General features: G+C 68.7%; 24 protein-coding genes. 7 read left to right on the top strand and 17 right to left on the bottom strand.

Annotated elements, in window-relative coordinates:
* The first annotated feature begins 197 nt into the window (after positions 1 to 197).
* Together ACFSCU_RS11845 and ACFSCU_RS11840 are read left to right on the top strand one after the other, a co-directional pair.
* The gene (locus ACFSCU_RS11845; protein ID WP_180551351.1) at positions 198 to 731 is read left to right on the top strand and encodes a GNAT family N-acetyltransferase; all 534 of its coding nucleotides are present in this window, start codon (positions 198 to 200) and stop codon (positions 729 to 731) included.
* Positions 728 to 1,183 (top strand): TM2 domain-containing protein, encoded by a 456-nt coding sequence (locus ACFSCU_RS11840; RefSeq protein WP_180551350.1) that lies wholly within the window; start codon positions 728 to 730, stop codon positions 1,181 to 1,183. Before ACFSCU_RS11845 ends, ACFSCU_RS11840 begins: the two co-directional genes overlap by 4 nt.
* 193 nt (positions 1,184 to 1,376) lie before the next feature.
* Here ACFSCU_RS11840 and ACFSCU_RS11835 read toward each other — a convergent pair whose 3' ends face one another.
* From ACFSCU_RS11835 to hda, 7 genes are all read right to left on the bottom strand, one after another.
* Entirely contained in the window at positions 1,377 to 2,387 is a 1,011-nt protein-coding gene (locus ACFSCU_RS11835; protein WP_180551349.1) for an inorganic phosphate transporter, read from the bottom strand.
* A gap of 13 nt (positions 2,388 to 2,400) precedes the next feature.
* Entirely contained in the window at positions 2,401 to 3,048 is a 648-nt protein-coding gene (locus tag ACFSCU_RS11830; protein WP_377560761.1) for a DUF47 domain-containing protein, read from the bottom strand.
* 320 nt (positions 3,049 to 3,368) lie between these two features.
* On the bottom strand, positions 3,369 to 3,731 hold the full coding sequence (locus tag ACFSCU_RS11825; RefSeq protein ID WP_180551348.1) for a DMT family protein: 363 nt from the start codon (positions 3,729 to 3,731) through the stop codon (positions 3,369 to 3,371).
* A 67-nt stretch (positions 3,732 to 3,798) separates the two neighbouring features.
* Positions 3,799 to 4,290: a 2-amino-4-hydroxy-6-hydroxymethyldihydropteridine diphosphokinase gene (gene folK / locus ACFSCU_RS11820; RefSeq protein WP_180551347.1), complete on the bottom strand. Its 492-nt coding sequence runs from the start codon at positions 4,288 to 4,290 to the stop codon at positions 3,799 to 3,801.
* Between the two features lie 15 nt (positions 4,291 to 4,305).
* Positions 4,306 to 5,889, bottom strand: coding sequence for a polynucleotide adenylyltransferase PcnB (pcnB, locus tag ACFSCU_RS11815; RefSeq protein ID WP_180551346.1), 1,584 nt, complete (start codon positions 5,887 to 5,889; stop codon positions 4,306 to 4,308).
* Positions 5,886 to 6,560 carry a histidinol-phosphatase gene (locus tag ACFSCU_RS11810; protein ID WP_180551345.1) on the bottom strand — a complete coding sequence of 225 codons (675 nt, stop codon included), beginning with the start codon at positions 6,558 to 6,560 and terminating at the stop codon, positions 5,886 to 5,888. The genes pcnB and ACFSCU_RS11810 overlap by 4 nt, the downstream gene beginning before the upstream one ends.
* 42 nt (positions 6,561 to 6,602) lie before the next feature.
* Positions 6,603 to 7,289: a DnaA regulatory inactivator Hda gene (hda, locus tag ACFSCU_RS11805; RefSeq protein WP_180551344.1), complete on the bottom strand. Its 687-nt coding sequence runs from the start codon at positions 7,287 to 7,289 to the stop codon at positions 6,603 to 6,605.
* 177 nt (positions 7,290 to 7,466) lie between these two features.
* Between hda and purM the strand changes: the two genes are divergently transcribed.
* Entirely contained in the window at positions 7,467 to 8,543 is a 1,077-nt protein-coding gene (gene purM / locus ACFSCU_RS11800; RefSeq protein ID WP_377560759.1) for a phosphoribosylformylglycinamidine cyclo-ligase, read from the top strand.
* A 35-nt stretch (positions 8,544 to 8,578) separates the two neighbouring features.
* A complete protein-coding gene (locus tag ACFSCU_RS11795) occupies positions 8,579 to 9,601 on the top strand; it encodes an AI-2E family transporter (RefSeq protein WP_257645868.1) in 1,023 nt (340 codons plus the stop codon).
* Between the two features lie 175 nt (positions 9,602 to 9,776).
* Here ACFSCU_RS11795 and ACFSCU_RS11790 read toward each other — a convergent pair whose 3' ends face one another.
* On the bottom strand, positions 9,777 to 10,628 hold the full coding sequence (locus ACFSCU_RS11790) for a SirB1 family protein (protein ID WP_180551343.1): 852 nt from the start codon (positions 10,626 to 10,628) through the stop codon (positions 9,777 to 9,779).
* Positions 10,629 to 10,696: 68 nt separating this feature from the next.
* Complete coding sequence (gene murJ / locus ACFSCU_RS11785) at positions 10,697 to 12,250, bottom strand: murein biosynthesis integral membrane protein MurJ (RefSeq protein ID WP_333708127.1); 1,554 nt, start codon at positions 12,248 to 12,250, stop codon at positions 10,697 to 10,699.
* A gap of 133 nt (positions 12,251 to 12,383) precedes the next feature.
* Here murJ and rpsT point away from each other — a divergent pair, with 133 nt between their 5' ends.
* Positions 12,384 to 12,689 (top strand): 30S ribosomal protein S20, encoded by a 306-nt coding sequence (gene rpsT / locus ACFSCU_RS11780; RefSeq protein ID WP_180551342.1) that lies wholly within the window; start codon positions 12,384 to 12,386, stop codon positions 12,687 to 12,689.
* 177 nt (positions 12,690 to 12,866) lie between these two features.
* On the opposite strand, the gene ACFSCU_RS11775 is transcribed toward rpsT, so the two are convergent.
* Entirely contained in the window at positions 12,867 to 13,223 is a 357-nt protein-coding gene (locus ACFSCU_RS11775; protein ID WP_180551341.1) for a DUF3579 domain-containing protein, read from the bottom strand.
* A 210-nt stretch (positions 13,224 to 13,433) separates the two neighbouring features.
* Here ACFSCU_RS11775 and ACFSCU_RS11770 point away from each other — a divergent pair, with 210 nt between their 5' ends.
* Together ACFSCU_RS11770 and argF are read left to right on the top strand one after the other, a co-directional pair.
* The gene (locus ACFSCU_RS11770) at positions 13,434 to 14,630 is read left to right on the top strand and encodes an aspartate aminotransferase family protein (RefSeq protein WP_377560758.1); all 1,197 of its coding nucleotides are present in this window, start codon (positions 13,434 to 13,436) and stop codon (positions 14,628 to 14,630) included.
* 7 nt (positions 14,631 to 14,637) lie between these two features.
* Positions 14,638 to 15,570 carry an ornithine carbamoyltransferase gene (gene argF, locus ACFSCU_RS11765; protein ID WP_180551340.1) on the top strand — a complete coding sequence of 311 codons (933 nt, stop codon included), beginning with the start codon at positions 14,638 to 14,640 and terminating at the stop codon, positions 15,568 to 15,570.
* A gap of 181 nt (positions 15,571 to 15,751) precedes the next feature.
* On the opposite strand, the gene ACFSCU_RS11760 is transcribed toward argF, so the two are convergent.
* Genes ACFSCU_RS11760 through ACFSCU_RS11730 form a run of 7 tightly spaced genes read right to left on the bottom strand, consistent with a single transcriptional unit; the run spans position 15,752 to position 20,710 of the window.
* The gene (locus tag ACFSCU_RS11760) at positions 15,752 to 16,426 is read right to left on the bottom strand and encodes a hypothetical protein (RefSeq protein ID WP_180551339.1); all 675 of its coding nucleotides are present in this window, start codon (positions 16,424 to 16,426) and stop codon (positions 15,752 to 15,754) included.
* A complete protein-coding gene (locus ACFSCU_RS11755) occupies positions 16,426 to 16,971 on the bottom strand; it encodes a GTP-binding protein (protein WP_180551338.1) in 546 nt (181 codons plus the stop codon). The genes ACFSCU_RS11760 and ACFSCU_RS11755 overlap by 1 nt, the downstream gene beginning before the upstream one ends.
* Positions 16,972 to 16,983: 12 nt before the next feature.
* On the bottom strand, positions 16,984 to 18,510 hold the full coding sequence (locus ACFSCU_RS11750; protein ID WP_377560757.1) for a hypothetical protein: 1,527 nt from the start codon (positions 18,508 to 18,510) through the stop codon (positions 16,984 to 16,986).
* The gene (locus tag ACFSCU_RS11745; protein WP_180551335.1) at positions 18,507 to 19,094 is read right to left on the bottom strand and encodes a hypothetical protein; all 588 of its coding nucleotides are present in this window, start codon (positions 19,092 to 19,094) and stop codon (positions 18,507 to 18,509) included. Before ACFSCU_RS11745 ends, ACFSCU_RS11750 begins: the two co-directional genes overlap by 4 nt.
* Entirely contained in the window at positions 19,094 to 19,843 is a 750-nt protein-coding gene (locus ACFSCU_RS11740; RefSeq protein WP_180551334.1) for a phosphate/phosphite/phosphonate ABC transporter substrate-binding protein, read from the bottom strand. Before ACFSCU_RS11740 ends, ACFSCU_RS11745 begins: the two co-directional genes overlap by 1 nt.
* A complete protein-coding gene (locus tag ACFSCU_RS11735; protein WP_111868880.1) occupies positions 19,843 to 20,334 on the bottom strand; it encodes a PAS domain-containing protein in 492 nt (163 codons plus the stop codon). Before ACFSCU_RS11735 ends, ACFSCU_RS11740 begins: the two co-directional genes overlap by 1 nt.
* A 13-nt stretch (positions 20,335 to 20,347) precedes the next feature.
* Positions 20,348 to 20,710: a roadblock/LC7 domain-containing protein gene (locus tag ACFSCU_RS11730; protein ID WP_111868878.1), complete on the bottom strand. Its 363-nt coding sequence runs from the start codon at positions 20,708 to 20,710 to the stop codon at positions 20,348 to 20,350.
* Positions 20,711 to 20,771 lie beyond the last annotated feature (61 nt).

Genomic DNA, 20,771 nt, shown 5'->3' with positions numbered 1-20,771 from the left:
TGCCGGCACCTGGGTTCTTCCGATGTTGAGACACGCGACATGGCCACCCGGCCAGCGACACATCGAAAAGCCTATGATTATAGCTTGGCTGCACGGCTGCAACGCCCTCCCAGGGCGCTGCAGGCCGCCGCAGCCGTTGCTTTTCCGCCCCGTGGCGCCGTTTCGGGCGCCGCAGGACTGCACTTGCCACCGCTCACATGCCCCTGATCCGCCCCAGCCGCGATGCCGACGTGGCCGCCATCACCGCCCTCTACGCCCACCACGTGCTGCACGGCACCGGCACCTTCGAGACCGAGCCGCCCACCGAGGCCGACGTGGCCCAGCGCCGCCGCGACGTGCTGGCGCGCGGCCTGCCCTGGCTGGTGGCCGAGGAAGCCGGCCGCGTGGTCGGCCTGGCCTACTGCAACTGGTTCAAGCCGCGCGCGGCCTACCGCTTCTCGGCCGAGGATTCGATCTACCTGCACCCTGATGTGCAGCGCCGCGGCCTGGGCCGCGCCCTGCTGGCCGAGCTGGCGCGCCAGGCCGAAAGCGCCGGCGTGCGCAAGCTGATCGCCGTCATCGGCGACTCGGCCAACGCGGGCTCCATCGGCCTGCACCGCAGCCTGGGCTTCAGCCAAGTCGGCACCATTGCCGCCTGCGGCTGGAAGTTCGGCCGCTGGCTGGACATCGTGCTGATGGAAAAACCGCTTGGCCCCGGCGCCACCACCCCACCCGAGGACACCGCTGCATGACGCGCCCCAAGAACAAGACCCTGGCCACCTGGCTCACCTTCCTCGGCGGGCCGCTGGGCCTGCACCGCTTCTACCTGAAGGGCTTCGGCGACCTGCTGGGCTGGATGCTGCCGATTCCGACCGCGCTGGGCCTGTACGGCGTCGAGCGCGTGCAGCGCTTCGGCCAGGACGACCAGTGGAGCTGGCTGCTGATTCCGATGCTGGGCTTCACCATCGCCGCCTGCGCGCTGATGGCCATCATCTACGGCCTGATGACGCCCGAGAAGTGGAACGCCCGCTTCAACCCGCAGCTCGACCCCGAGGCCGCGCCGGGCCAGACCAATTGGTTCACCGTGATCGGCATGTCCGTGTCGCTGCTGGTGGGCACGGCGGTGCTGATGGCCTCGCTGGCGTTCAGCTTCCAGCGCTACTTCGAATACCAGATCGAGGAAGGGCGCAAGATGTCGCAGTAGCGCGTCGGGCGCCGAGCGCCGCCGGAAGGCGGGCCTGGATGACAGGGGGGACTTCGGGAATTTTCTTGTTGATGAAAAAAGGCGTTTGCGCCCAAGCACCGGGCGCAAGCAGCTACTTTTCTTGATACTTCCATCCGGCGCCAAATGGCTATCGCCTGATTCGCCTGATAAACAGCCGCGCCCCGCGCGCCACTCAGAACAGCACCAGGCTGACCCAGTACCCCAGCGCCGCCACCAGCGCACTGGCCGGAATGGTCAGAATCCACGCCCACACGATGTTGCCCGCCACGCCCCAGCGCACGGCCGAGGCGCGCTGGGTGGAGCCCACGCCGACGATGGCGCCGGTGATGGTGTGCGTGGTCGACACCGGAATGCCCAGCCCGGTGGCGATGAACAGCGTCAGCGCCCCGCCCGTCTCGGCGCAGAAGCCGCCCACGGGTTTCAGCTTGGTGATCTTCTGCCCCATGGTCTTGACGATGCGCCAGCCGCCGAACATGGTGCCCACGGCAATCGCCACGTAGCAGCTCACGATCACCCACAGCGGCGGCGCGGCGTCGCTGGCGGCGGTGTAGCCGGTGGCGATCAGCAGCATCCAGATGATGCCGATGGTCTTCTGCGCGTCGTTGCCGCCGTGGCCCAGGCTGTAGGCGCCGGCACTCACCAGCTGCAGGCGGCGGAACCACTTGTCCACCCGCCCCGGCCGCGTGCGCCGAAACAGCCACGCCACCGCCACCATCATCAGCGAGCCGAGCAGATAGCCCAGAAAGGGCGACACGAAGATGAAGGCCACCGTCTTGACGATGCCGCTGGCGATGAGCTGCCCCACGCCGGCCTTGGCGATCACCGCGCCCACGATGCCGCCGATGAGCGCGTGCGACGAGCTGCTGGGAATGCCGTAGTACCAGGTGAGCAGGTTCCAGCTGATGGCGCCCACCAGCGCGCCGAACACCACGTGCGTGTCCACCACGCCCGGCTGCACGATGCCCTTGCCCACCGTGGCCGCCACGCTGAGGTGGAAGATGAAGATGGCGATGAAGTTGAAGAACGCGGCGAACACCACCGCGTGCACCGGCCGCAGCACCCCGGTGGAGACAACGGTGGCGATCGAGTTGGCAGCGTCGTGAAAGCCGTTCATGAAGTCGAACGCGATCGCCAGCACGACCAGCATCACCACGATCCAGAGGGCGGCTTGTGCGGTTTCCATGGCCCCGCCCTCCTCAGGAGTTCTCGAGCACGATGCCTTCGATCTGCGTGGCCACGGCCTCGCACTTGTCGGTCACGGTCTCCAGCAGCTCGTAGATGGCGCGCAGCTTGATCAGCTCGCGCACGTCCTCTTCCTCGCGGAACAGCTTGCTCATGGCGCTGCGCATCACGCGGTCGGCGTCGGATTCGAGCTGATCGATCTCGTCGCAGGTCTTCAGCGTGGCCTCGGCCACGTTCTGCTCGGTCACCTTGCCCAGCAGGCGCACCGCCGCCTGCACGCGCTGGCAGCACTTCACAGCCAGGTCGGTCAGGCGCTTGATCTCGTCCGTCAGGTGGTCGATGTCGTACAGCGCCATGGTCTCGGCCGCGTCCTGCAACAGGTCGGCCACGTCGTCCATCAGGTTGATCAGGCCGTGGATCTGCTCGCGGTCGATGGGCGTGATGAAGGTGGTGTGGATGAGGCGGTTGACCTCGGCCGTCACGCGGTCGGCGGCGCGCTCGGCGTCGTCGACTTCCTGGTTGTGCCGGGCGCGCGCGGGCACGTCGGCGTAGTTGTCCACCAGCCGCTCGAAGGCCACCGCGGCCTCGACGATGCGGTCGGCGTGCTGGTTGAACAGCTCAAAAAAATTGCCCTCCTTGGGCAACAGTTTGCTGAACAGCATGCGGCGGAACTCCCTCTCGGTGAATGGCTGACGTCAGAAATATGAATACTTCATGACATTCATCTGAGTGTAACCATCGGCACTTGTCGCGCCACTGACGCGTTGCGCCTCAGCCACTGCGGCAGATGCCGTCGCCGGCACCGGCGGCACCGGCACAGCCGCAGAACATTTCTTGCATACTCCCCTATATGCAATCCGCTGGCGCTTATATTTCGGTCGCTAGAGGCAGATACTCCCTATCACCCAAACCAGCGGGCAAGCAGATTGCCCACTCGCCAAGCCCGCTGCCGGCCACGCCGGGCCGAGCGCCGGCCCCCACATCAAGGCGCGCGAAAGATGAAATACACCGCACCCACCATGCACAGTGCGGCCCACAGGTAGTCCAGTTTCAGCGGCTCCTTGAGGTAGATCAACGCGAACGGCACGAACACCGCGAGCGTGATCACCTCCTGCATGATCTTGAGCTGCCCGACGCTGAACTGCTGGTGCCCGATGCGGTTGGCCGGCACCTGCAGCAGGTACTCGAACAGCGCGATGCCCCAGCTGATGAGGGCCGCCACGTACCACGGCGCCGTGGCCAGGTTCTTCAGATGCCCGTACCAGGCGAAGGTCATGAACACGTTGCTGAGCGTGAGCAGCAGCACGGTCTGCAGCGGGATGGGCAGGTTCTGGAGAAAGGTCATGGTGGCGGCTCCAGCGCGGGAATGACGGCGCCGCACTGTAGCCGCAAGCGCGGCCGGGTCAGCCCGGTCAGCTGCCGTTTCTATTGTCCAGGCGCTGCAGCCGCTGGTTGGCGACCGCCGCCAGCGCTTCGGCCGGCACATGCTGCGGAGCGATCTCGGCCAGCGGCCGCAGCACGAAGGCCCGCCCCATCATGCGCGGATGCGGCACGGTGAGGCGCGGGCTGTCGATGCGCGCGTCGCCGTACAGCAGCAGGTCCAGATCCAGCGTGCGCGGCGCATGGTGGTACGGGCGTTCGCGGCCGGCGGCCTGCTCCAGTTGTTGCAGCGCGGCCAGCAGTTCGGGTGCCGGCAATCGGGTGCAGACCTGCACCACGGCGTTGACGTAGTCCGGCCCGCTGGCGTCGACCGGCGCGCTGCGGTACAGGCCTGAGCGGGCCGTCACCTGGGTTGCGCGCACTTGATCCAGCGCGTCCATGGCCCCAAGGACGGCCGCCCGTGCATCGCCCAGGTTGGCGCCCAGCGCCACGTAGGCGGTGACGGGCGCGCGCGCGGCGGGCATGGCGGCGGTGGCCGGTCAATCGCTGCTGTCGGGCGCCGGTGCCGACGCGCCGCCGCCCGCGCCCGAGGGCTTGCGGCGACGCCGGCGGCGCTTCTTTGCGGGTGCCGCCGGTTCAGTGCCCAACTGGTCTTCAGCGCCCTCGCCATCTGCGCCAGCAGCTTCTGTTTTGGGAGCATCCAGCGCCCCCTTGGGCACGCGGTGCACGCGCGGCTGCTGCTTCTTGGCACGCTGCTGCTCGGCGCGCAACTCGCGCACCAGGCTTTCGCGCTCGCCGTCGTCGGCCAGGCTGAAGGCCTGCCACCAGTCGGCCAGCATCTCGTCGATCTCGCCCACGTCGGCGCGCAGACGCAGGAAGTCGAAGCCGGCGCGAAAGCGCGGCTGCTCGACCATGCTGAACGGCGTGTTGCCGCTGCGCTTTTCAAAGCGCGGCTGCATCATCCAGATCTCGCGCATGTCGGCGCCCAGCTTGCCGCGGCCCGACACATCGCCCACGCGGGCGTTGAAGACTTCGTCGATGGCGTCCTGCAGCGCCGGGAACGGGTGTTCGCCCTTCTCCAGCCGCGCATTCCAGCCGTCGCGCACGTCCTGCCACAGCACGCAGGCCAGCAGAAACGACGGCGCCACCGGCTTGCCCTCGCCCACGCGGCGGTCGGTGTCGAGCAGCGCGGCTTTCACGAAGGCGTGGTCGGCGCGCTCCACCACCAGGTCGAGCAGCGGGTAGATGCCCGTGGCCAGCCCCAGCGCGCGCAGTTGGTCGACGCTGGCCACGGCGTGGCCGGTCTGCAGCAGCTTGAGCATTTCGTCGAACAGGCGGCTTTGCGGCACCTCGGCCAGCAGCGCGCGGGCCTCGACCAGCGGCCGGGCGGTCTTGGGCTCCAGCTTGAAGCCCAGCGCCGACAGCTTGGCGCCGAAGCGCACGGCGCGGATGATGCGCACCGGGTCTTCGCGGTAGCGCGTGGCGGCGTCGCCGATCATGCGCAGGCGCTTCTTGTGCGCGTCCTGCAGGCCATTGTGGTAGTCGACCACGACGCGCGATTCCGGGTCGTAGTACATGGCGTTGACGCTGAAGTCGCGCCGCGCGGCGTCTTCCTCCTGCGAGCCCCAGACGTTGTCGCGCAGCACGCGGCCGCTGGCATCCACGGCGTGCTTCATGCCCGCCAGCTGGCCCTTGGCGCTGCGCTCGTTGCCGAACACGGCCTCGGCGGTGGCGTTGTCCATGTAGGCGCGGAAGGTGGAGACCTCGATCACCTCGTGCTCGCGCCCGCGCCCGAACACCACGTGCACGATGCGAAAGCGCCGGCCGATGATGAAGGCGCGGCGGAACAGCCCCTTGACCTGCTCGGGCGTGGCATTGGTGGCGACGTCGAAGTCCTTGGGCTTCAGCCCCAGCAGCAAGTCGCGCACGGCGCCGCCGACGATGTAGGCCTCGTAGCCCGCTTCCTTGAGCGTGCGCACCACGTTGGCGGCGCGCTCGTCGACCAGCGCGGGGTTGATGCCGTGGCCGTCGGGGCCGATCTCGGCCCGCTTGCCGAAGCGCTTGCGGCCATTGCCGTTGCCGGTGGCCTTGTCGATCAGCTTGCCGATGAATTTCTTGATCATTGTTGTTGTTCGAAAAGGTCAAGGATGCGCCAGCCGCGCTGCTGCGCGACGGCGCGCAGGTGCGCGTCGGGGTTGGTGGCCACGGGAATGTGCGCCTTCTCCAGCAGCGGCAGGTCGTTGCGCGAGTCGGAATAGAACGTGATCTCGACATCGCCGAAGCTGCGCCCGCGCGCGGCCAGCCATTCGGCCACGCGCGTCACCTTGCCTTCGCGGAAGGATGGCGTGCCGGCGATCTCGCCCGTGTACCAGCCGCCGGGGCCGCGCGCCAGGTTTACGGCGATCAGCTCGTCGATGCCGAAGCTGTGCGCGATGGGCCGGGTGACGAACTCGTTGGTGGCGGTGACGATGGCCAATTGGTCGCCCGCCTGGCGGTGCTGCTCGACCAGGGCGCGCGCCTCGGGCCGGATGGCGGGCGCGATCACTTCGCGCATGAAGCGCGCATGCGCCTGCGCCGACGCGCTGGCGCCGTGGCGGCGCACCGGCTCGGTGGTGAAGCGGATGTAGTCGTGGATGTCCAGCGTGCCGGCCTTGTACTGCTCGTAGAAGGCGTCGTTGCGGCGCTTGAACTCGCCCGCGTCGGCCCAGCCGATGCGGGTGGCGAACTCGCCCCAGGCGTGATCCGAGTCGATGGGGATCAGCGTGTGGTCAAGGTCGAAGAGGGCCAGTTTCATGGTCAAATCGGGCTCCAGCGCCCGTGCATATTGCGCAAACAGCTACTCATTATGTAGCATCGACTTGATCAGCGGAATCGTGATCGCGCGCTGCGTCTCCAGCGCATAGCGGTCCAGGTGGTCCAGCAACTGCATCAGGCTGCCCAGATCGCGCGAGAAACGCCCCAGCACGAAGTTCATCACCTCGTCCGACAGGAACACGCCGCGCGCGTCGGCGGCGCGGCGCAGCACGGCGCGCATCTCGGTTTCGGGCAGCACCTGCAGCTCGAACACATGGCCCCAGCCCAGCCGCGTGCGCAGGTCCTCGCGCAGCGGCAGGTCGGCCGGCGGCAACTCGCCCGCCGCCAGCACGGCGCGCGGCCGGCCGCTGGCGGGCGCCACGGCGTTGACGAACCAGTTGAACGCGGTGTGCTGCAGCTCGGCGCCGTACAGGTGCACGTCGTCCAGCAGCACGGCGTCCCACTGCTCGCTGAAGGCGCCACGCTGCGGCGCATCGGCGTCCAGCCAGCCCACCGCAGCGCCCTGCGCCAGCAGCGCCTGGCGCGCGGCGCGCAGCAGGTGCGTCTTGCCCGCGCCGGGCGGGCCCCACAGGTAGGTCGGCACGGGCGAGCGCGTGGCGCTTTCGCTCCACAGCCGCAGGTGCTGCACGGCCTGCGCGTTGCGCCCGGCCAGAAAGCCGTCCAGCGTGGGCTCGGGCGCCAGGCCGATGTCCAGGGCAATTTGTTTCACGCGCTTCCTGACACCACAGCCGTGGCCCACACGGGTCTGGCCAGCACAGCGGGCTCGAGGCCTGCGCAACGCGATGAAAAAGGGGGAAACAAGGGGAATGCTGCGCCTAGAATCAAGGCCTCGATTTTAAGCCGGTGCCCCATGGGGGCGCCGTTTGCACCTTTCTGCCGCGCGTCCATGAGTTCTTCCGCCTCCCCCACCACCCCCCTGAGCTACAAGGACGCCGGCGTCGACATCGACGCGGGCGACGCGCTGGTCGAGCGCATCAAGCCGCTGGCCAAGAAGACGATGCGCGAGGGCGTGCTGTCGGGCCTGGGCGGCTTTGGCGCCCTGTTCGAAATCCCCAAGAAATACAAGGAGCCGGTGCTGGTCAGCGGCACCGACGGCGTGGGCACCAAGCTGCGCCTGGCCTTCGAGTGGAACATGCACGACACCGTTGGCATCGACCTGGTGGCCATGAGCGTGAACGACGTGCTGGTGCAGGGCGCCGAGCCGCTGTTCTTCCTCGACTACTTCGCCTGCGGCAAGCTGGATGTGGACACCGCCGCCGCCGTGGTGGGCGGCATCGCCCGCGGCTGCGAGCTGGCCGGCTGCGCGCTGATCGGCGGCGAGACGGCCGAGATGCCCGGCATGTACCCGCCGGGCGAGTACGACCTGGCGGGTTTTTGCGTCGGCGCGGTCGAGAAGTCGAAGATCCTCACCGGGCGCGATGTGGCCGAAGGCGACGTGGTGCTGGGCCTGGCATCGAGCGGCGTGCACAGCAACGGCTTCAGCCTGGTGCGCAAGTGCATCGAGCGCGCCGGCAACGCCCTGCCCGCCACGCTGGACGGCCAGCCGTTCCGCCAGGCGGTGATGCAGCCCACCCGCATCTACGTGAAGAACGTGCTGGCCGCGCTGCAGCAGCACCCGCATTCGGCGGATGCCGCCTCGCCGGGCGGCATCAAGGCGCTGGCCCACATCACCGGCGGCGGCCTGCTGGAGAACATCCCCCGCGTGCTGCCCGACGGCCTGGCCGCGCACCTGCGCAAGAGCAGCTGGCCGCAGAGCGAGCTGTTCGCCTGGCTGCAGCAGACCGCCGGTATCGACGACACCGAGATGAACCGCACCTTCAACAACGGCATCGGCATGGTGGTGGTCATCGCCGCCAGCGAGGCCGAAGCCTGCGCCGCCACCCTGCGCGCGGCGGGCGAGCAGGTGTTCGAGATCGGCCGCATCGCCCCGCGCGGCACGGGCGCCGCCGTGACCGTGGCCTGAAGCGGCCCGACCGAACCCCCTCTGCCCACGCGACCTTGCCCTCCGCCCGCTCCGAGTTCCGCGAAGCCGCCGCCACGGTGGCCAGCCATGTGCTGATCGTGGCCACGCTGCTGCTGGTGATGTGGCAGGGCCTGCTGCCGGGCCTGCTGTGCGTGTGCCTGGGCTTTCTGGCCACGCGCTGGCTCAGCCCGCGGCTGGGGCTGCTCACGCGCTCGGCCGATCGCCAGGCGCCGCAGCTGGCGGCCACGCTGGTGGCGCTGGTGCCGGTGGTGCTGATCGCCTTCATGGTGCCGCGCGCACGCGGCGTGGTGCTGGATGCGCCCGAGACCTACCGCGAGCTGCTGGGCTTTCTGGCCCGCACCGTGATGGAGCTGAGCGACAAGCTACCGCCCGACATCGCCGCCCAGCTGCCGCGCGGCGCCGAGGACGTGCAGCGCGCCATCGCCACCTACCTGGCCAGCAAGGCCGGCACGCTGGCCACCACCGGGCGCGCCTGGCTGTCGGGCCTGCTGTTCGCCTTCGTCGGGCTGCTGATCGGCGCGCTGGCGGCGGCGCGGCCCTCGGTGATCCTGCTCAAGCCGCTGGCGGCGCAGCTGCACCAGCGCCTCACGCGCTTTGGCGAGACCTTCCGCCAGATCGTGGTGGCGCAGTTCTTCATCGCGCTGTTCAACACGCTGCTCACCGCCATCTTCCTGCTCGCCATCCTGCCCATGTGGGGCTATCGGCTGCCCTACAGCTGGGCGCTGATCCTGCTCACCTTCGCGGCCGGGCTGATCCCGATCGTCGGCAACCTGATCTGCAACGCGGTGCTGACGCTGGTCGGCCTGTCGGTGTCGCCGCTGGTGGCACTGGCCTGCCTGGTGTTTTTGATCGCCATCCACAAGGCGGAATACTTCATCAACGCCAAGGTGATCGGCCACCGCACGCACATGGGCGTGTGGGAGCTGCTGTCGGTGATGCTCCTGATGGAAGCCATCTTCGGCCCCGCCGGGCTGGTAGCGGCGCCGCTGTTCTACGCCTACGCCAAGAAGGAGCTGGAGGCGGCGGGCTGGGTGTAGGCGACGGCGGGCGCTGAGGCGCTCAAGGACCCGCGGGCACGGGCTGGCCTTCAGGCTGCGGCCATATACTCCCCATCATCCTGCCCGCCAGCACCCGCCAGACGGGTGCTGGCGATGCATACTCCCCTATTTTTGCCAAGCCCACCGCTGCGGCAAGCTGCGCCACGCAGCGCCCTCACGACATCGAGCGCCCCAGCTCTGCCAGCCGGTCCGCCATCGCCTCGCGGTCGCTGGTGTCGCCCGCTTCCTGCAGGTACAGCGACAGATCGGCCCGCGCACGGGCGCGCTCGCCCAGCTCGGCCAGGGCCAGGCCGCGGTCGCGGTATTCGGTCCACGCATCGGGCAGCAGCGCGATGAGCCGGTCCTGCACCGGCACGAAGCGCTGCCAGTCCTCCTGCGTGCGGTGGATGTCCTGCAGGTTGCGCAGAATGCGCGCGAGGATCTGGCGCGGGCTGGTGGGCCGCAGGTACAGCGCCAGCGGCAGGTCGCTGCTGGGGGTGTAGGGCAGCTGCGGGTGGAACTCCTCGATGCGCTCGCGCAACTCGCCCCGGCCGAGCGACTGGCCGGTGAACGGATCGATCACCACCCGCCCCTCGTCCAGCGTCACCTGCACCAGAAAGTGGCCGGGAAAGCCGATGCCCTGCACGTTCAGGCCCAGGCCCTGCGCCAGTTCCAGCCACAGCACCGCCAGCGAGATGGGGATCCCACGGCGCGTGTGCAGCACGCGGTGCAGGTAGCTGTTGTCGGGGTTGTAGTAGTCGTTGACGTTGCCGCCGAAACCCAGGTCGGCAAAGAACAGCTGGTTGAGCGCCCGCAGCCGGTCCACGGCGCCGGCGCCCTCGGCCACGCGGCGCGCCAGCCGCGCGGCCAGGTGGTCGACGTCGCTCAGCACCTGCTGCACGTCGAGCTCGGGGTATTCGTCCTGCGCCAGGCTGGCGGCGGCCTCCAGCAGCGGCAGGTGCTCGTCGCTGCGCACCAGGGTGGTGAAGTACTGCAGCGGTGTGGGGGTGGAGAAGTCGAACTTCATGAGCGGTTTTTAGGCCGGCGCGCCGGCGCCGTCAATCGGGGGCCACCATTCGGGGGGAACCCGCGGGTTCAACGCCGCAGCAGCGCCCGCAGCTGGACGCCCGACAGCAGCAGCGCCCCGAAGTAGATCACCGCCGCCGCCACGATCATGGCCGCCAGCAGGCCGGCGCGCGGCAGCGCCGCGGTGCCCAGCCAGTCGAAACTGCGCGTGGCCCAGACCAGGAACCCGCTCATCAGCAGCGTGGCGCCCAGCACCTGCGCGCCGAACACCGACCAGCCGCGCTGCGGCCGGTAGCTGCCGCGGCGGATCAGCCCGATCAGCAGCCACGAGGCGTTGATCATGGCCCCCAGCGCGATCGACAGCGTGAGCGCCGCGTGCTGCAGCAGCGGCACCAGGATCAGGTTGAAGCACTGCGTGATGACCAGCACCGCAATGGCGATCTTGACCGGCGTGCGGATGTCCAGGCTGGCGTAATAGCCCGGCGCCAGCACCTTCACCGCCACCAGCCCCAGCAGGCCCACGCCGTAGCCCATCAGCGCCAGCGCCACGCGCTGCACGTCGCCGGCGTCGAAACGGCCGTGGTGGAACAGCGTGGCGATCAGCGGCGTGGCAAACGCCAGCAGCGCCGCGGCGCACGGCAGCGCCAGCAGCACCACCAGGCGCAGGCCCCAGTCCAGCATCTGTGAATAGCGCGCCTCGTCGCCGCTGGCGCGGGCGGCGGCCAACTGCGGCGTCAGCACCACGCCCAGGGCCACGCCCAGCAGCGCGGTCGGAAACTCCATCAGCCGGTCGGCGTACCACACCCAGGTCACGCTGCCCGCCGCCAGGTGCGAGGCGATCTGCGTGTTGATCAGCAGCGACAGCTGCGCCACGCCCACGCCCAGCAGCGCCGGCAGCATCAGCGTCAGCACCTGGCGCACGCCGGCATCGGCAAAAGCGGCGCGCAGCCGGCCCCAGGTGAGGCCGATGCGCGGCAGCAGCCCGCGCCGGTGCAGCGCCGGAATCTGCACGCCCAGCTGCAGGATGCCGCCCAGCATCACCCCCGCCGCCATGGCGTAGATCGGCTCGATGCCCATCGAGGCGAACCAGGGCGCGCCCAGCCAGGCGGCCCCGATCATGGCCAGGTTCAGCAGCACCGGCGTGGCCGCGGGCACGGCAAAGTGCTTCCACGTGTTCAGAATGCCGGCCGAGAACGCCACCAGCGACATGCAGGCGATGTAGGGGAACATCCAGCGCGTCATCAGCACGCCGGCGTCGAAGCTCTTCGCATCCAGCCCGCTGGCCAGCGCCCAGACCAGGATCGGTGCCGCGATCACGCCCACCACGCTGGTCGCCAGCAGCACCCAGACCAGCGCCGTGGCCACGTCGTCGATCAGCAGCTTGGTGGCGGCGTCGCCATCGCGCGCCTTGGCCGAGGCCAGCACCGGCACGAAGGCCTGGCTGAATGCCCCTTCGGCAAACAGGCGCCGCAACAGGTTGGGAATGCGGAAGGCGACGTTGAAGGCGTCCGTCAGCCCGCTGACGCCGAAGGCCGACGCCATCAGCAGATCGCGCACCAGCCCCGTGATGCGCGAGACCAGGGTCAGCAGGGAAACGGTGGAGGCGGCTTTGAAAAGACTCACGAAGGGCTCACGAATGCGGCCGCCAGTGTAGTCGGGGCGGCGCCAGGCCCTGTAACCAGTGGCGCAAGGTGCCGCCAACGAGTAGAATGCTCGGTTCTGCCGACAACATCCTCAAACCTAAAGGAATACTTCAATGGCCGCTGGAAAGCCGAAGAAAAAGAACCCCCGCCTGGCATCGGGCCGCAAACGCGCCCGCCAGAACGTCAAGCTGAACGCCGCGAACACCTCGCTGCGCTCCAAATACCGCACCACCGTGAAGAACGTCGAGAAAGCCGTTCTGGCCGGTGACTTGGAGAAGGCCAAGAGCGCCTTCGCACTGATGCAATCGGTCGTCGACAGCGTCGCCGACAAGGGCATCTTCCACAAGAACAAGGCCGCTCGCGACAAGAGCCGCCTGTCGGCCAAGGTCAAGGGCCTGGCCACCCAAGCCGCCGCCTGACGGACACCTCAGGTCAGCCCGGCGGGGCGTGCAAACACCCCGCCGCCGTTTGATACGGGTGCGCTGTCGGCAAAAAGCAGAAAACCGCCTTCGGGCGGTTTTTTGTGGGCGATTGCTTCTGATTTGATAGCTGTCTGCGCAGACTGGACAGGCGCTAGAGGCCGATTTGGCTTGAAATCATGCAGCGCCCTGCCCTGGCGCCGAACCGGCGGGCGCATCGGGCGCATCAGGCAGCAGGCAGGCCTCGATGACCTGCAGCTCGTTGTCCTTGGCGAAGTCCATCACGAAATCCCAGGCCATGGGCTCGTGCGCCTGCAGCGCGCGGTGCACCACCACGCACTTGGCGCCGTCGAGCGTGGTGGGCACGCACCAGGGCGAATAGCTGATGTGCGCGCCCTGCCGCGCCGCCCCGCCGGGGCGGAACTGGGCCATCACGCCGGCCAGGCGCTCGGCCCAGTCGCTGGGGCGGAAGGCGCGCCCGTCGCGCGTGATGCCGCGGATGAAGACCTGATCGCTGGAGGGTGTGGACGCCATGGAGGGTTGCGCAAAGAGCGCCGCGCTGGCTTGTGGCATGTTGCGGCGCCGCAAAATTGTATCTTATATAAGACTTGAAGCCCAGCGGCACGGCATTGCTGTGATGCGAAACCGGCAAGAAACCTGCCATGCCAAGCCCCTAGAATGCCATGCCAGCGGGCCACGTGGGCCCGATTCTTTTTTGCCTTCCGCGACACAAGGAGCCCTGCCGTGACCGCACACATCGAAGCCGCCTCGCCGCACACGATGAACACCTACGCCCGCCTGCCGATCGCCATGGAGCGCGGCCAGGGTTGCCGTGTGTGGGACGTCAACGGCAAGCGCTACCTGGACGGGCTGGGCGGCATCGCCGTGAACACGCTGGGCCACAACCACCCCAAGCTGGTGCCGGCCTTGCAGGAACAGATCGGTAAGATCATCCACGGCAGCAACTACTACCACGTGCCCAACGCCGAGGTGCTGGCCAAGAAGCTGACCGAGCTGGCCAACATGACCAACGTGTTCTTCTGCTGCACCGGGCTGGAGGCCAACGAGGCCGCGCTGAAGCTGGCGCGCAAGTTCGGCCACGACAAGGGCATCGACAAGCCGCAGATCGTGGTTTACGAGAAAGCCTTCCACGGCCGCAGCATCGCCACGCTCAGCGCCACCGGCAACCCCAAGATCCAGAAAGGTTTCGAGCCGCTGGTCGAGGGCTTCATCCGCGTGCCGTTGAACGACATCGAGGCGCTGAAGAAGGCCACCGAGGGCAACCCCAACGTGGTGGCCGTGTTCTTCGAGACCATCCAGGGCGAAGGCGGCATTAACCCGATGCGCGTGGAGTACCTCAGGCAGGTGCGCGAACTCTGCGACCAGAAGGACTGGCTGATGATGATCGACGAGGTGCAGTGCGGCATGGGCCGCACCGGCAAGTGGTTCGCGCACCAGTGGGCCGGCATCGTGCCCGACGTGATGCCGCTGGCCAAGGGCCTGGGCTCGGGCGTGCCGATCGGCGCCGTCGTTGCGGGGCCGAAGGCGGCCCACATCTTCCAGCCCGGCAACCACGGCACCACCTTCGGCGGCAACCCGCTGGCCATGCGCGCGGGGGTCGAGACCATCCGCATCATGGAAGAAGAGAAGCTGCTGGACAACGCCGCCAAGGTGGGCGCGCACCTGAAGGGTGCGCTGGAGAAGGCGCTGGCCGGCAACCCCGGCGTGAAGGAAGTGCGCGGCCAGGGCCTGATGCTGGGCATCGAGCTGGCCAAGCCGTGCGGCGTGCTGACCGAGCGCTGCGCCGACGCGGGCCTCTTGATCAGCGTGACCGCCGACAGCGTGGTGCGCCTGGTGCCGCCGCTGATCCTGACCGCCGCCGAAGCCGACGAGATCGTGGCCATCCTGGTGCCGCTGATCGAGGCCTTCCTGAAAGAGTGAGGCGCCGATGACCGCACCGATCAAGCACTACCTGCAGTTCGCCGACTTCACCGCCGACGAGTACGCCTACCTGTTCCAGCGCGCGGCGCTGATCAAGCGCAAGTTCAAGGCCTACGAGAAGCACCACACGCTGAGCGACCGCACGCTGGCCATGGTGTTCGAGAAGGCCAGCACGCGCACGCGCGTGAGCTTCGAGGCCGGCATGTACCAGCTCGGCGGCAGCGTGGTCAACCTGACCAGTGGCGACAGCCAGCTGGGCCGCAGCGAGCCGATCGAGGACACGGCACGCGTGATCAGCCGCATGGTCGACCTCGTGATGATCCGCACCTTCGAGCAGGCGCGCATCGACCAGTTCGCCGCCCATTCGCGCGTGCCGGTCATCAACGGCCTGACCAACGAATACCACCCGTGCCAGATCCTGGCCGACATCTTCACCTACATCGAGCACCGCGGCCCGATCCAGGGCCGGGTGGTGGCCTGGATCGGCGACGGCAACAACATGGCCAACACCTGGGCGCAGGCCGCCGCGCTGCTCGGCTTCGAGCTGCGCGTGAGCACCCCGCGCGGCTACGAGGTCGACACCAACCTGGCCGCGCTGGACGGCAACGGCGGCAACAAGGGCTGGCAGAACTTTGCCGACCCGATGCGCGCCTGCGAAGGCGCCGACCTGGTGACCACCGATGTGTGGACCTCGATGGGCTACGAGGCCGAGAACGAGGCCCGCAAGAAGGCCTTTGCCGACTGGTGCGTCGACGCCGAGATGATGGTCGCCGCCAAGCCCGATGCGCTGTTCATGCACTGCCTGCCCGCGCATCGAGGCGAGGAGGTGACGGCAGAGATCATCGACGGCCCGCAATCGGTGGTGTGGGACGAGGCAGAAAATCGAATGCACGTGCAGAAGGCACTCATGGAGTACCTGCTGCTGGGCCGGCTGGCCTGACACGGTAATCGTGGGCGCGGGCTGGCCCGAGATGGACGCCGCCTCGCCGGCTTGCCGCACGCGGCCCACCCCTATACTCCCCGTATAGGCCGCCGATAGCGCCCGACAGACGGGCGCTGGCGACCGATACTCCCCCATCATCAGAGTGAGATAGGCCGCGCACCGCCCACGGCAGCGGCGCTTACATCGACAGAATCTGGCTGGCGATCGACGTGGTCTCGCGCACCGCGAACTTGGTGCCCGCGGTGCGGATGCCCCAGATCAGCTCGACCAGGGCGCGGTTGTTGAGCAGCGGCTCACCGCCCAGGATCAGCCAGTAGCCGGTGCCATCCACCCAGAACAGCATCAGCGTGGTGGTGGGCAGCAGCATGTCGATGCCTTCGTGGAACGACACGGCGCGGCCGGTGCCCGTCCAGCCGCGCTGCTTCTGCCGCTTGGCGAAGTCGAAGAAATCGGCCGCCACCACGCACAGGGTTTCGGCCTCTTCCTCCGAATAGCCCACGCGCGCCAGGCAGAAGCCCTCGTCCGAGGCCAGCGCCGCCGTGCGCGTGCCGGACAGCCCGGCAATGGCATGCGGCAGGTAGTTGTCGAGCCGCACGTCGGGTGCGCGCAGCTCGCGCTGCACCTCGTGCACCCAGCCTTCGTACAGCGCGCGCGCCAGCACGGTGCGGTGCTCGGGCGCCAGTTCCAGCCAGGCGCTGCGGCGCAGCGAGGCGCCGCGCGGCATCAGGGTCTGCAGGATGGCGCTGGTCTCGTCCGGCACGCGCTCGCCGTAGGCGTGCAGCGCACCGGCGGGCGTGAGCACCAGGTACGGGTCGTCCGCGGGGGCGTCGGCGCTGACAGGGGTTTCGTTCATCACTCTTCCGCGTTGTTGAACGGATCGATGCCGTAGATCAGCGCCTTGACCAGCGTCGCCATGTGGGCGCGGCTGCGCGCGTCGGTGTCCATGGCCGTCGGCGGCAAGCCCATGGCCACCAGCTCGCGCGACACCATCTGCCGCGTCTGCCAGCCGCCCTGGTCGGAATGCGTGATGCCGACCACCAGCGAGGTGCGGTCGATGAAGTCGCGGAACTCGGTCACGTAGGTGCGCAGGTCGGCCACCGGGTCGGGCGAGTTGCCGCGCAGCATCAGCACCAGGCCGAGCGCGTTCTCGGTCAGGATGTCCCACATGAAGTCGAAGCGCTTCTGCCCCGGTGTGCCGTACAGCCGCACCTGGTCGCCGCTGGCGAGCTTCATGAGGCCGTAGTCCATCGCCACCGTGGTGGTCTTCTTGAGGGTCTTCACGTCGTCCGAGGCGTTGGCCTCGGTGCGCACCACCTCGATGTCCGACAGGGATTGGATGGCCGTGGTCTTGCCCGCCCCCACGGGGCCGGCGAACACGAGCTTGTAGATACTGGCCATGGCGTCGAAAAATTAGAACAGCTTGTCCATCAGCGATTTGAAGAAGCCGCGCCGCGCCGCCACCTCGGGCTTGCGCGCCGCCGCGGCCACCGGCGCCTGGGCCTGCGCCGCGCGCGGCGGCGCCACGGCGCCGGCCGCCACCGGCCCGCCCGGAATCACCTTGGCCAGGCCCGACACCACGCACAGCACCACGAAGCGCAGCACGTCCTGCTCGTGCTTCGGAAACGCGCGCAGCAGCTCCGAGATCGACTGCGGCATGCGGGCACAGATGGCGGCCAGCTGCACGTCCAGCGGGCCGACACCGGCCAGCATCGGAAAGTTGGGAAAGCGCCGCAGCTGGAACGTCAGGTCGCCCTGGCGCTGCAGCTTCATGTCGCGCATCACGTCGCTCACCAGCTCCCAGGTGATCACGTCCAGCGGCTTCTGCGCGCGGTGGAACTTGCCGTCGAAGCGCTGGCGCACCGTCTCCTCGACGTGGTCGGGGTCGAGCGGTTCGGCGCGGACGCTCTCCACCAGCCTGGGCGTGCGCAGCAGCTTCAGCAGGGCCGACACCGGCAGCCCGGAGGCCAGCCAGCCGGCGCGCGTGTGGGTGACGAAGGCCGCATCGGTGCCGATGCGCAGCAGCATCGGGCCGTCGTGACCAATGATTTTTTCGGTCAAGCCGATCAGCGGCTGGTCGCGCAGCAGCGGAAACACCTGCAGCAGCGCCGCCAGCGCACCCTTGCCCAGTCCGACCGCGTCGGTGGCCATGCGCGTGGCCGGCGGCGCCAGGGAGACGGAAGATGCTTGCGCCTTCGGCAGCGGCATCGGCGCCGAGGCACGTGCACGCATGGGTGCCGGCTCGGGAGCCGGCGTGGGTGGCGGCGCGACGGGCGCTGCCGGGCGGCGTGCCGGCGGGTTGGCCAGCACCGCCTCGGTCACGGCAGCGCGGGCCGCCGGCCGCGCGCTGACCACCGGCGCCGCCTTGCGCTTGAGCTGGTCGGCCAGTTCCATGGCGCGGCGCCAGGCCGGCACGGCCGCGGGCTCGGCTTCGGCCACCGCCGCGGGCAGCGCGGGCTCGACGTCGAGCGACACCACCGGCCGCGCCCTGCCCGGCATGGCGGCGGGCGCAGCGGCCACGGCGGCGGCCGCCGGCGGCACCATGCGTTCGGCCGCTTCCTTGACTTTCTTGATCGCGTCACGCAGGCCGGCACTGGTGTAGGGCATGCCGACCCAGCCGATGTGCTGGCCCTTGGCCAGCGGCAGCTTGGCCTCCAGCCAGCCCCCGCCGTCACCCCAGGTCAGCAGCACGGCCGGCCGGCCGGCCATCACTTCCATCAGGCGCGTGGCGTTGGCCGGCGAATACTTGCGCATGCCCAGGCCGAACAGATCCAGCACGCAGGCTTCGCAGCTGCGGGCGGCGGCGTGCTGCTCGGGGATGGCCAGCGACAGCTCGCGCTTGAGCGTGATGCAACGGTGGTCGCGCCAGTTCATGCCGATCATGATCTCGACGGCAGCGGCCTCATGATCGGTCAGGCCCATCAGGAGGATGTTCTTCATGCTTGGATCACTCCGTTCTGCAAAGCCAGCGACACGGCTTCCCATTGTGGCGACAGTGCCCGGCCTTCGCGTGTGAGCGCGCGGCGCACCAGCATGAAGCCCAGCGAATCGCCGGCGCCCTCGCAGTGCGCGAGAAAGTCCTGCTCGGCCTGCGCGTCGCCCGCCAGCAGCGCCGGCAGCGCCTCGGCGGCGATGCGGCGCGAATCGTCGACGCTGCACAGCAGCGCCCGCCGCGGCACGTCGAGCGAGGGCGCGACCAGCACGCTCCAGCGCGTGGCCCAGGCACTGGCGGCGGGCAGCTTGCGGCCGCTGGCAGCCTGCGCCTGCAGGCCCTGCAGCACGAACGGCGCCAGCCGCGGCTGAATGTCGGCACGCGCCAGCAGGGCCTGAAAGCGCGCGGCATCGGGCGCGCAGCCATGCAGCCAGTCGGCCAGGGCGCCCTGCAGCGGCTCGGCACCTTCCAGGCCCAGCGCGGCGTTCACCCGCTGCTCGTGCAGCGCCAGGTCGGCGGGCGCATTCAGCACCCGGCGACCTGCCTGGCGGAACTGCTGCCTGGCGGACAGGCCGTGCTGGGCGTTGCGCATCAATCGAGCAGCGTGTCCATCAGGTCGATCATGAACTCGGCGTCTTCCTGCGTCATCGGCTCGAAGCCGCCGGCGATGCCCAGCTCGTCCAGCACCGGCTGGCCGTCGGGCGTGCCCGTCAGGCCGACCAGCGCCTCTTTCACGCGCTCGGCGTCGGCGCCGACCTTGGCGCTGGTGAGCAGCACATGCGTGATGTCGGCCAGCTTGCTTTCCATCAGCGCCTTCAGTTGCGACTTGGTCAGCTTGGACAGCGAGTGGTAGGCCTCGGCCAGGAAGAAGCTGGCGTCGACCTCGCCCTTGATGGCCATGCGCGCGGCGGCCTGGTAGGTGTCCACCATCTGCCACTGGATGTCGGCCTCGGTCAGGTCGGCCGGCTCCAGCAGGCGCAGGCCGATCAGCTTGACGTCCTTGTTGTCGGTCAGCGCGATCTTGCAGCCGGGCTGCAGGTCTTCCACCGTGTTGGCGGCCGAGCCGGCGGCCGTGGCAATCACCATCTCGTCCGACTTGCCCACCGGCCGTGCGATGGCCTGGTAGCCGGCGTCGCGGATCATCGACGCCGCGTCGAACGGGTTGGCATACACCGCATCCACCTTGCCCTCGGCGATCAGCTGCGCCTGTTCGGCGGCCGATGCGGGCGTCAGCAGGTGCAGTTGCAGGCCGGAGCGCTTCTGCAGCAGCGTGTTCAGCATGTGCCAGCCGGCAAAGCGCTCGGGCGCGAAGTCGGGGGCAATCAGCAAATTCAAGGTCATCAGGTGCTCCCTTCGGCAGCTTTCCACTCTTTGTAGACGGCCGACAGTTCTTCGATCTTCTTGCGTGACGGCTTGCGGCGCACCGAGGTGTAGCCCACGGTCTGGCCGTTGCGGATGTTGGGCACGGCGGTGGCGTACACCCAGTAGTGCGAGCCGTCCTTGCGCAGGTTCTTCACGTAGCCGTGCCACTTCTTGCCGGCCTTCATGGTGTCCCACAGGTCCTTGAAGGCGGCGCGCGGCATGTCGGGGTGGCGCAGGATGGCGTGCGGCTGGCCGATCAGTTCCTCACGGGTGTAGCCCGAGAGTTCGATGAAGGCGTCGTTGGCGTGCGTGATGACGCCGTTGAGGTCGGTGCGCGAGATGATCAGGCGACCTTCGGGGTAGGGAATCTCGCGCTCGCTCACCTGCACCGTGCGGCTGGTGCCGTCGTGGTAGGTGTGCTGGCGCGCCTGGTCCGCATCAGCGGCGGGCTGCATCGGGGGGAAAGCCATGGCGAAACCCTCCTCAGATCAGCTTGGACAGCGCCTCGGCGGCGCGCTTGATGTCCAGGAACAGCAGGCCCAGCTTGGCGTTCTGCTTGGCCAGCACCGTCAGCACGGCTTCGGTGCCCGACGAACTCATGATCACGTAGCCGCGCTCGCCCTGCAGCAGCACGCGCTCCAGCGTGCCGCGGGCCAGTTCGCGCACTGCGCGGTCGCCCAGCGACAGCAGCGCGGCGGACATGGCGCCCACGCGGTCTTCGTCCATGCCGGCCGGCAGGGCCGAAGCGATCATCAGACCGTCGGTGGAAATCAGGGCCGATGCCTCAACGTCGGCAGACGAACCTTTGAGCTCTTCCAGCACCTGCTGGAACATGTCAGTACGCATAATTTCTTCCTTTGTCGGTGGTAGCCCGCTTCGCCAAGTGGCCGCGGCATGCAATTGATTG

It is taken from the genome of Ottowia beijingensis, assembly GCF_042680925.1.
GTDB classification, from domain to species: domain Bacteria; phylum Pseudomonadota; class Gammaproteobacteria; order Burkholderiales; family Burkholderiaceae_C; genus Ottowia; species Ottowia beijingensis.
Note: the sequence above shows the minus strand (reverse complement) of the source record. Positions and strands in the feature narration are given on the sequence as shown.

Coding starts and splice junctions, on each gene's coding strand:
- ACFSCU_RS11845 (WP_180551351.1), top strand. CDS start 198: ATGCCCCTGATCCGCCCCAGCCGCGATGCCGACGTGGCCGCCATCACC.
- ACFSCU_RS11840 (WP_180551350.1), top strand. CDS start 728: ATGACGCGCCCCAAGAACAAGACCCTGGCCACCTGGCTCACCTTCCTC.
- ACFSCU_RS11835 (WP_180551349.1), bottom strand. CDS start 2,387: ATGGAAACCGCACAAGCCGCCCTCTGGATCGTGGTGATGCTGGTCGTG.
- ACFSCU_RS11830 (WP_377560761.1), bottom strand. CDS start 3,048: ATGCTGTTCAGCAAACTGTTGCCCAAGGAGGGCAATTTTTTTGAGCTG.
- ACFSCU_RS11825 (WP_180551348.1), bottom strand. CDS start 3,731: ATGACCTTTCTCCAGAACCTGCCCATCCCGCTGCAGACCGTGCTGCTG.
- folK (WP_180551347.1), bottom strand. CDS start 4,290: ATGCCCGCCGCGCGCGCGCCCGTCACCGCCTACGTGGCGCTGGGCGCC.
- pcnB (WP_180551346.1), bottom strand. CDS start 5,889: ATGATCAAGAAATTCATCGGCAAGCTGATCGACAAGGCCACCGGCAAC.
- ACFSCU_RS11810 (WP_180551345.1), bottom strand. CDS start 6,560: ATGAAACTGGCCCTCTTCGACCTTGACCACACGCTGATCCCCATCGAC.
- purM (WP_377560759.1), top strand. CDS start 7,467: ATGAGTTCTTCCGCCTCCCCCACCACCCCCCTGAGCTACAAGGACGCC.
- ACFSCU_RS11790 (WP_180551343.1), bottom strand. CDS start 10,628: ATGAAGTTCGACTTCTCCACCCCCACACCGCTGCAGTACTTCACCACC.
- rpsT (WP_180551342.1), top strand. CDS start 12,384: ATGGCCGCTGGAAAGCCGAAGAAAAAGAACCCCCGCCTGGCATCGGGC.
- ACFSCU_RS11775 (WP_180551341.1), bottom strand. CDS start 13,223: ATGGCGTCCACACCCTCCAGCGATCAGGTCTTCATCCGCGGCATCACG.
- argF (WP_180551340.1), top strand. CDS start 14,638: ATGACCGCACCGATCAAGCACTACCTGCAGTTCGCCGACTTCACCGCC.
- ACFSCU_RS11760 (WP_180551339.1), bottom strand. CDS start 16,426: ATGAACGAAACCCCTGTCAGCGCCGACGCCCCCGCGGACGACCCGTAC.
- ACFSCU_RS11755 (WP_180551338.1), bottom strand. CDS start 16,971: ATGGCCAGTATCTACAAGCTCGTGTTCGCCGGCCCCGTGGGGGCGGGC.
- ACFSCU_RS11750 (WP_377560757.1), bottom strand. CDS start 18,510: ATGAAGAACATCCTCCTGATGGGCCTGACCGATCATGAGGCCGCTGCC.
- ACFSCU_RS11745 (WP_180551335.1), bottom strand. CDS start 19,094: ATGCGCAACGCCCAGCACGGCCTGTCCGCCAGGCAGCAGTTCCGCCAG.
- ACFSCU_RS11740 (WP_180551334.1), bottom strand. CDS start 19,843: ATGACCTTGAATTTGCTGATTGCCCCCGACTTCGCGCCCGAGCGCTTT.
- ACFSCU_RS11735 (WP_111868880.1), bottom strand. CDS start 20,334: ATGGCTTTCCCCCCGATGCAGCCCGCCGCTGATGCGGACCAGGCGCGC.
- ACFSCU_RS11730 (WP_111868878.1), bottom strand. CDS start 20,710: ATGCGTACTGACATGTTCCAGCAGGTGCTGGAAGAGCTCAAAGGTTCG.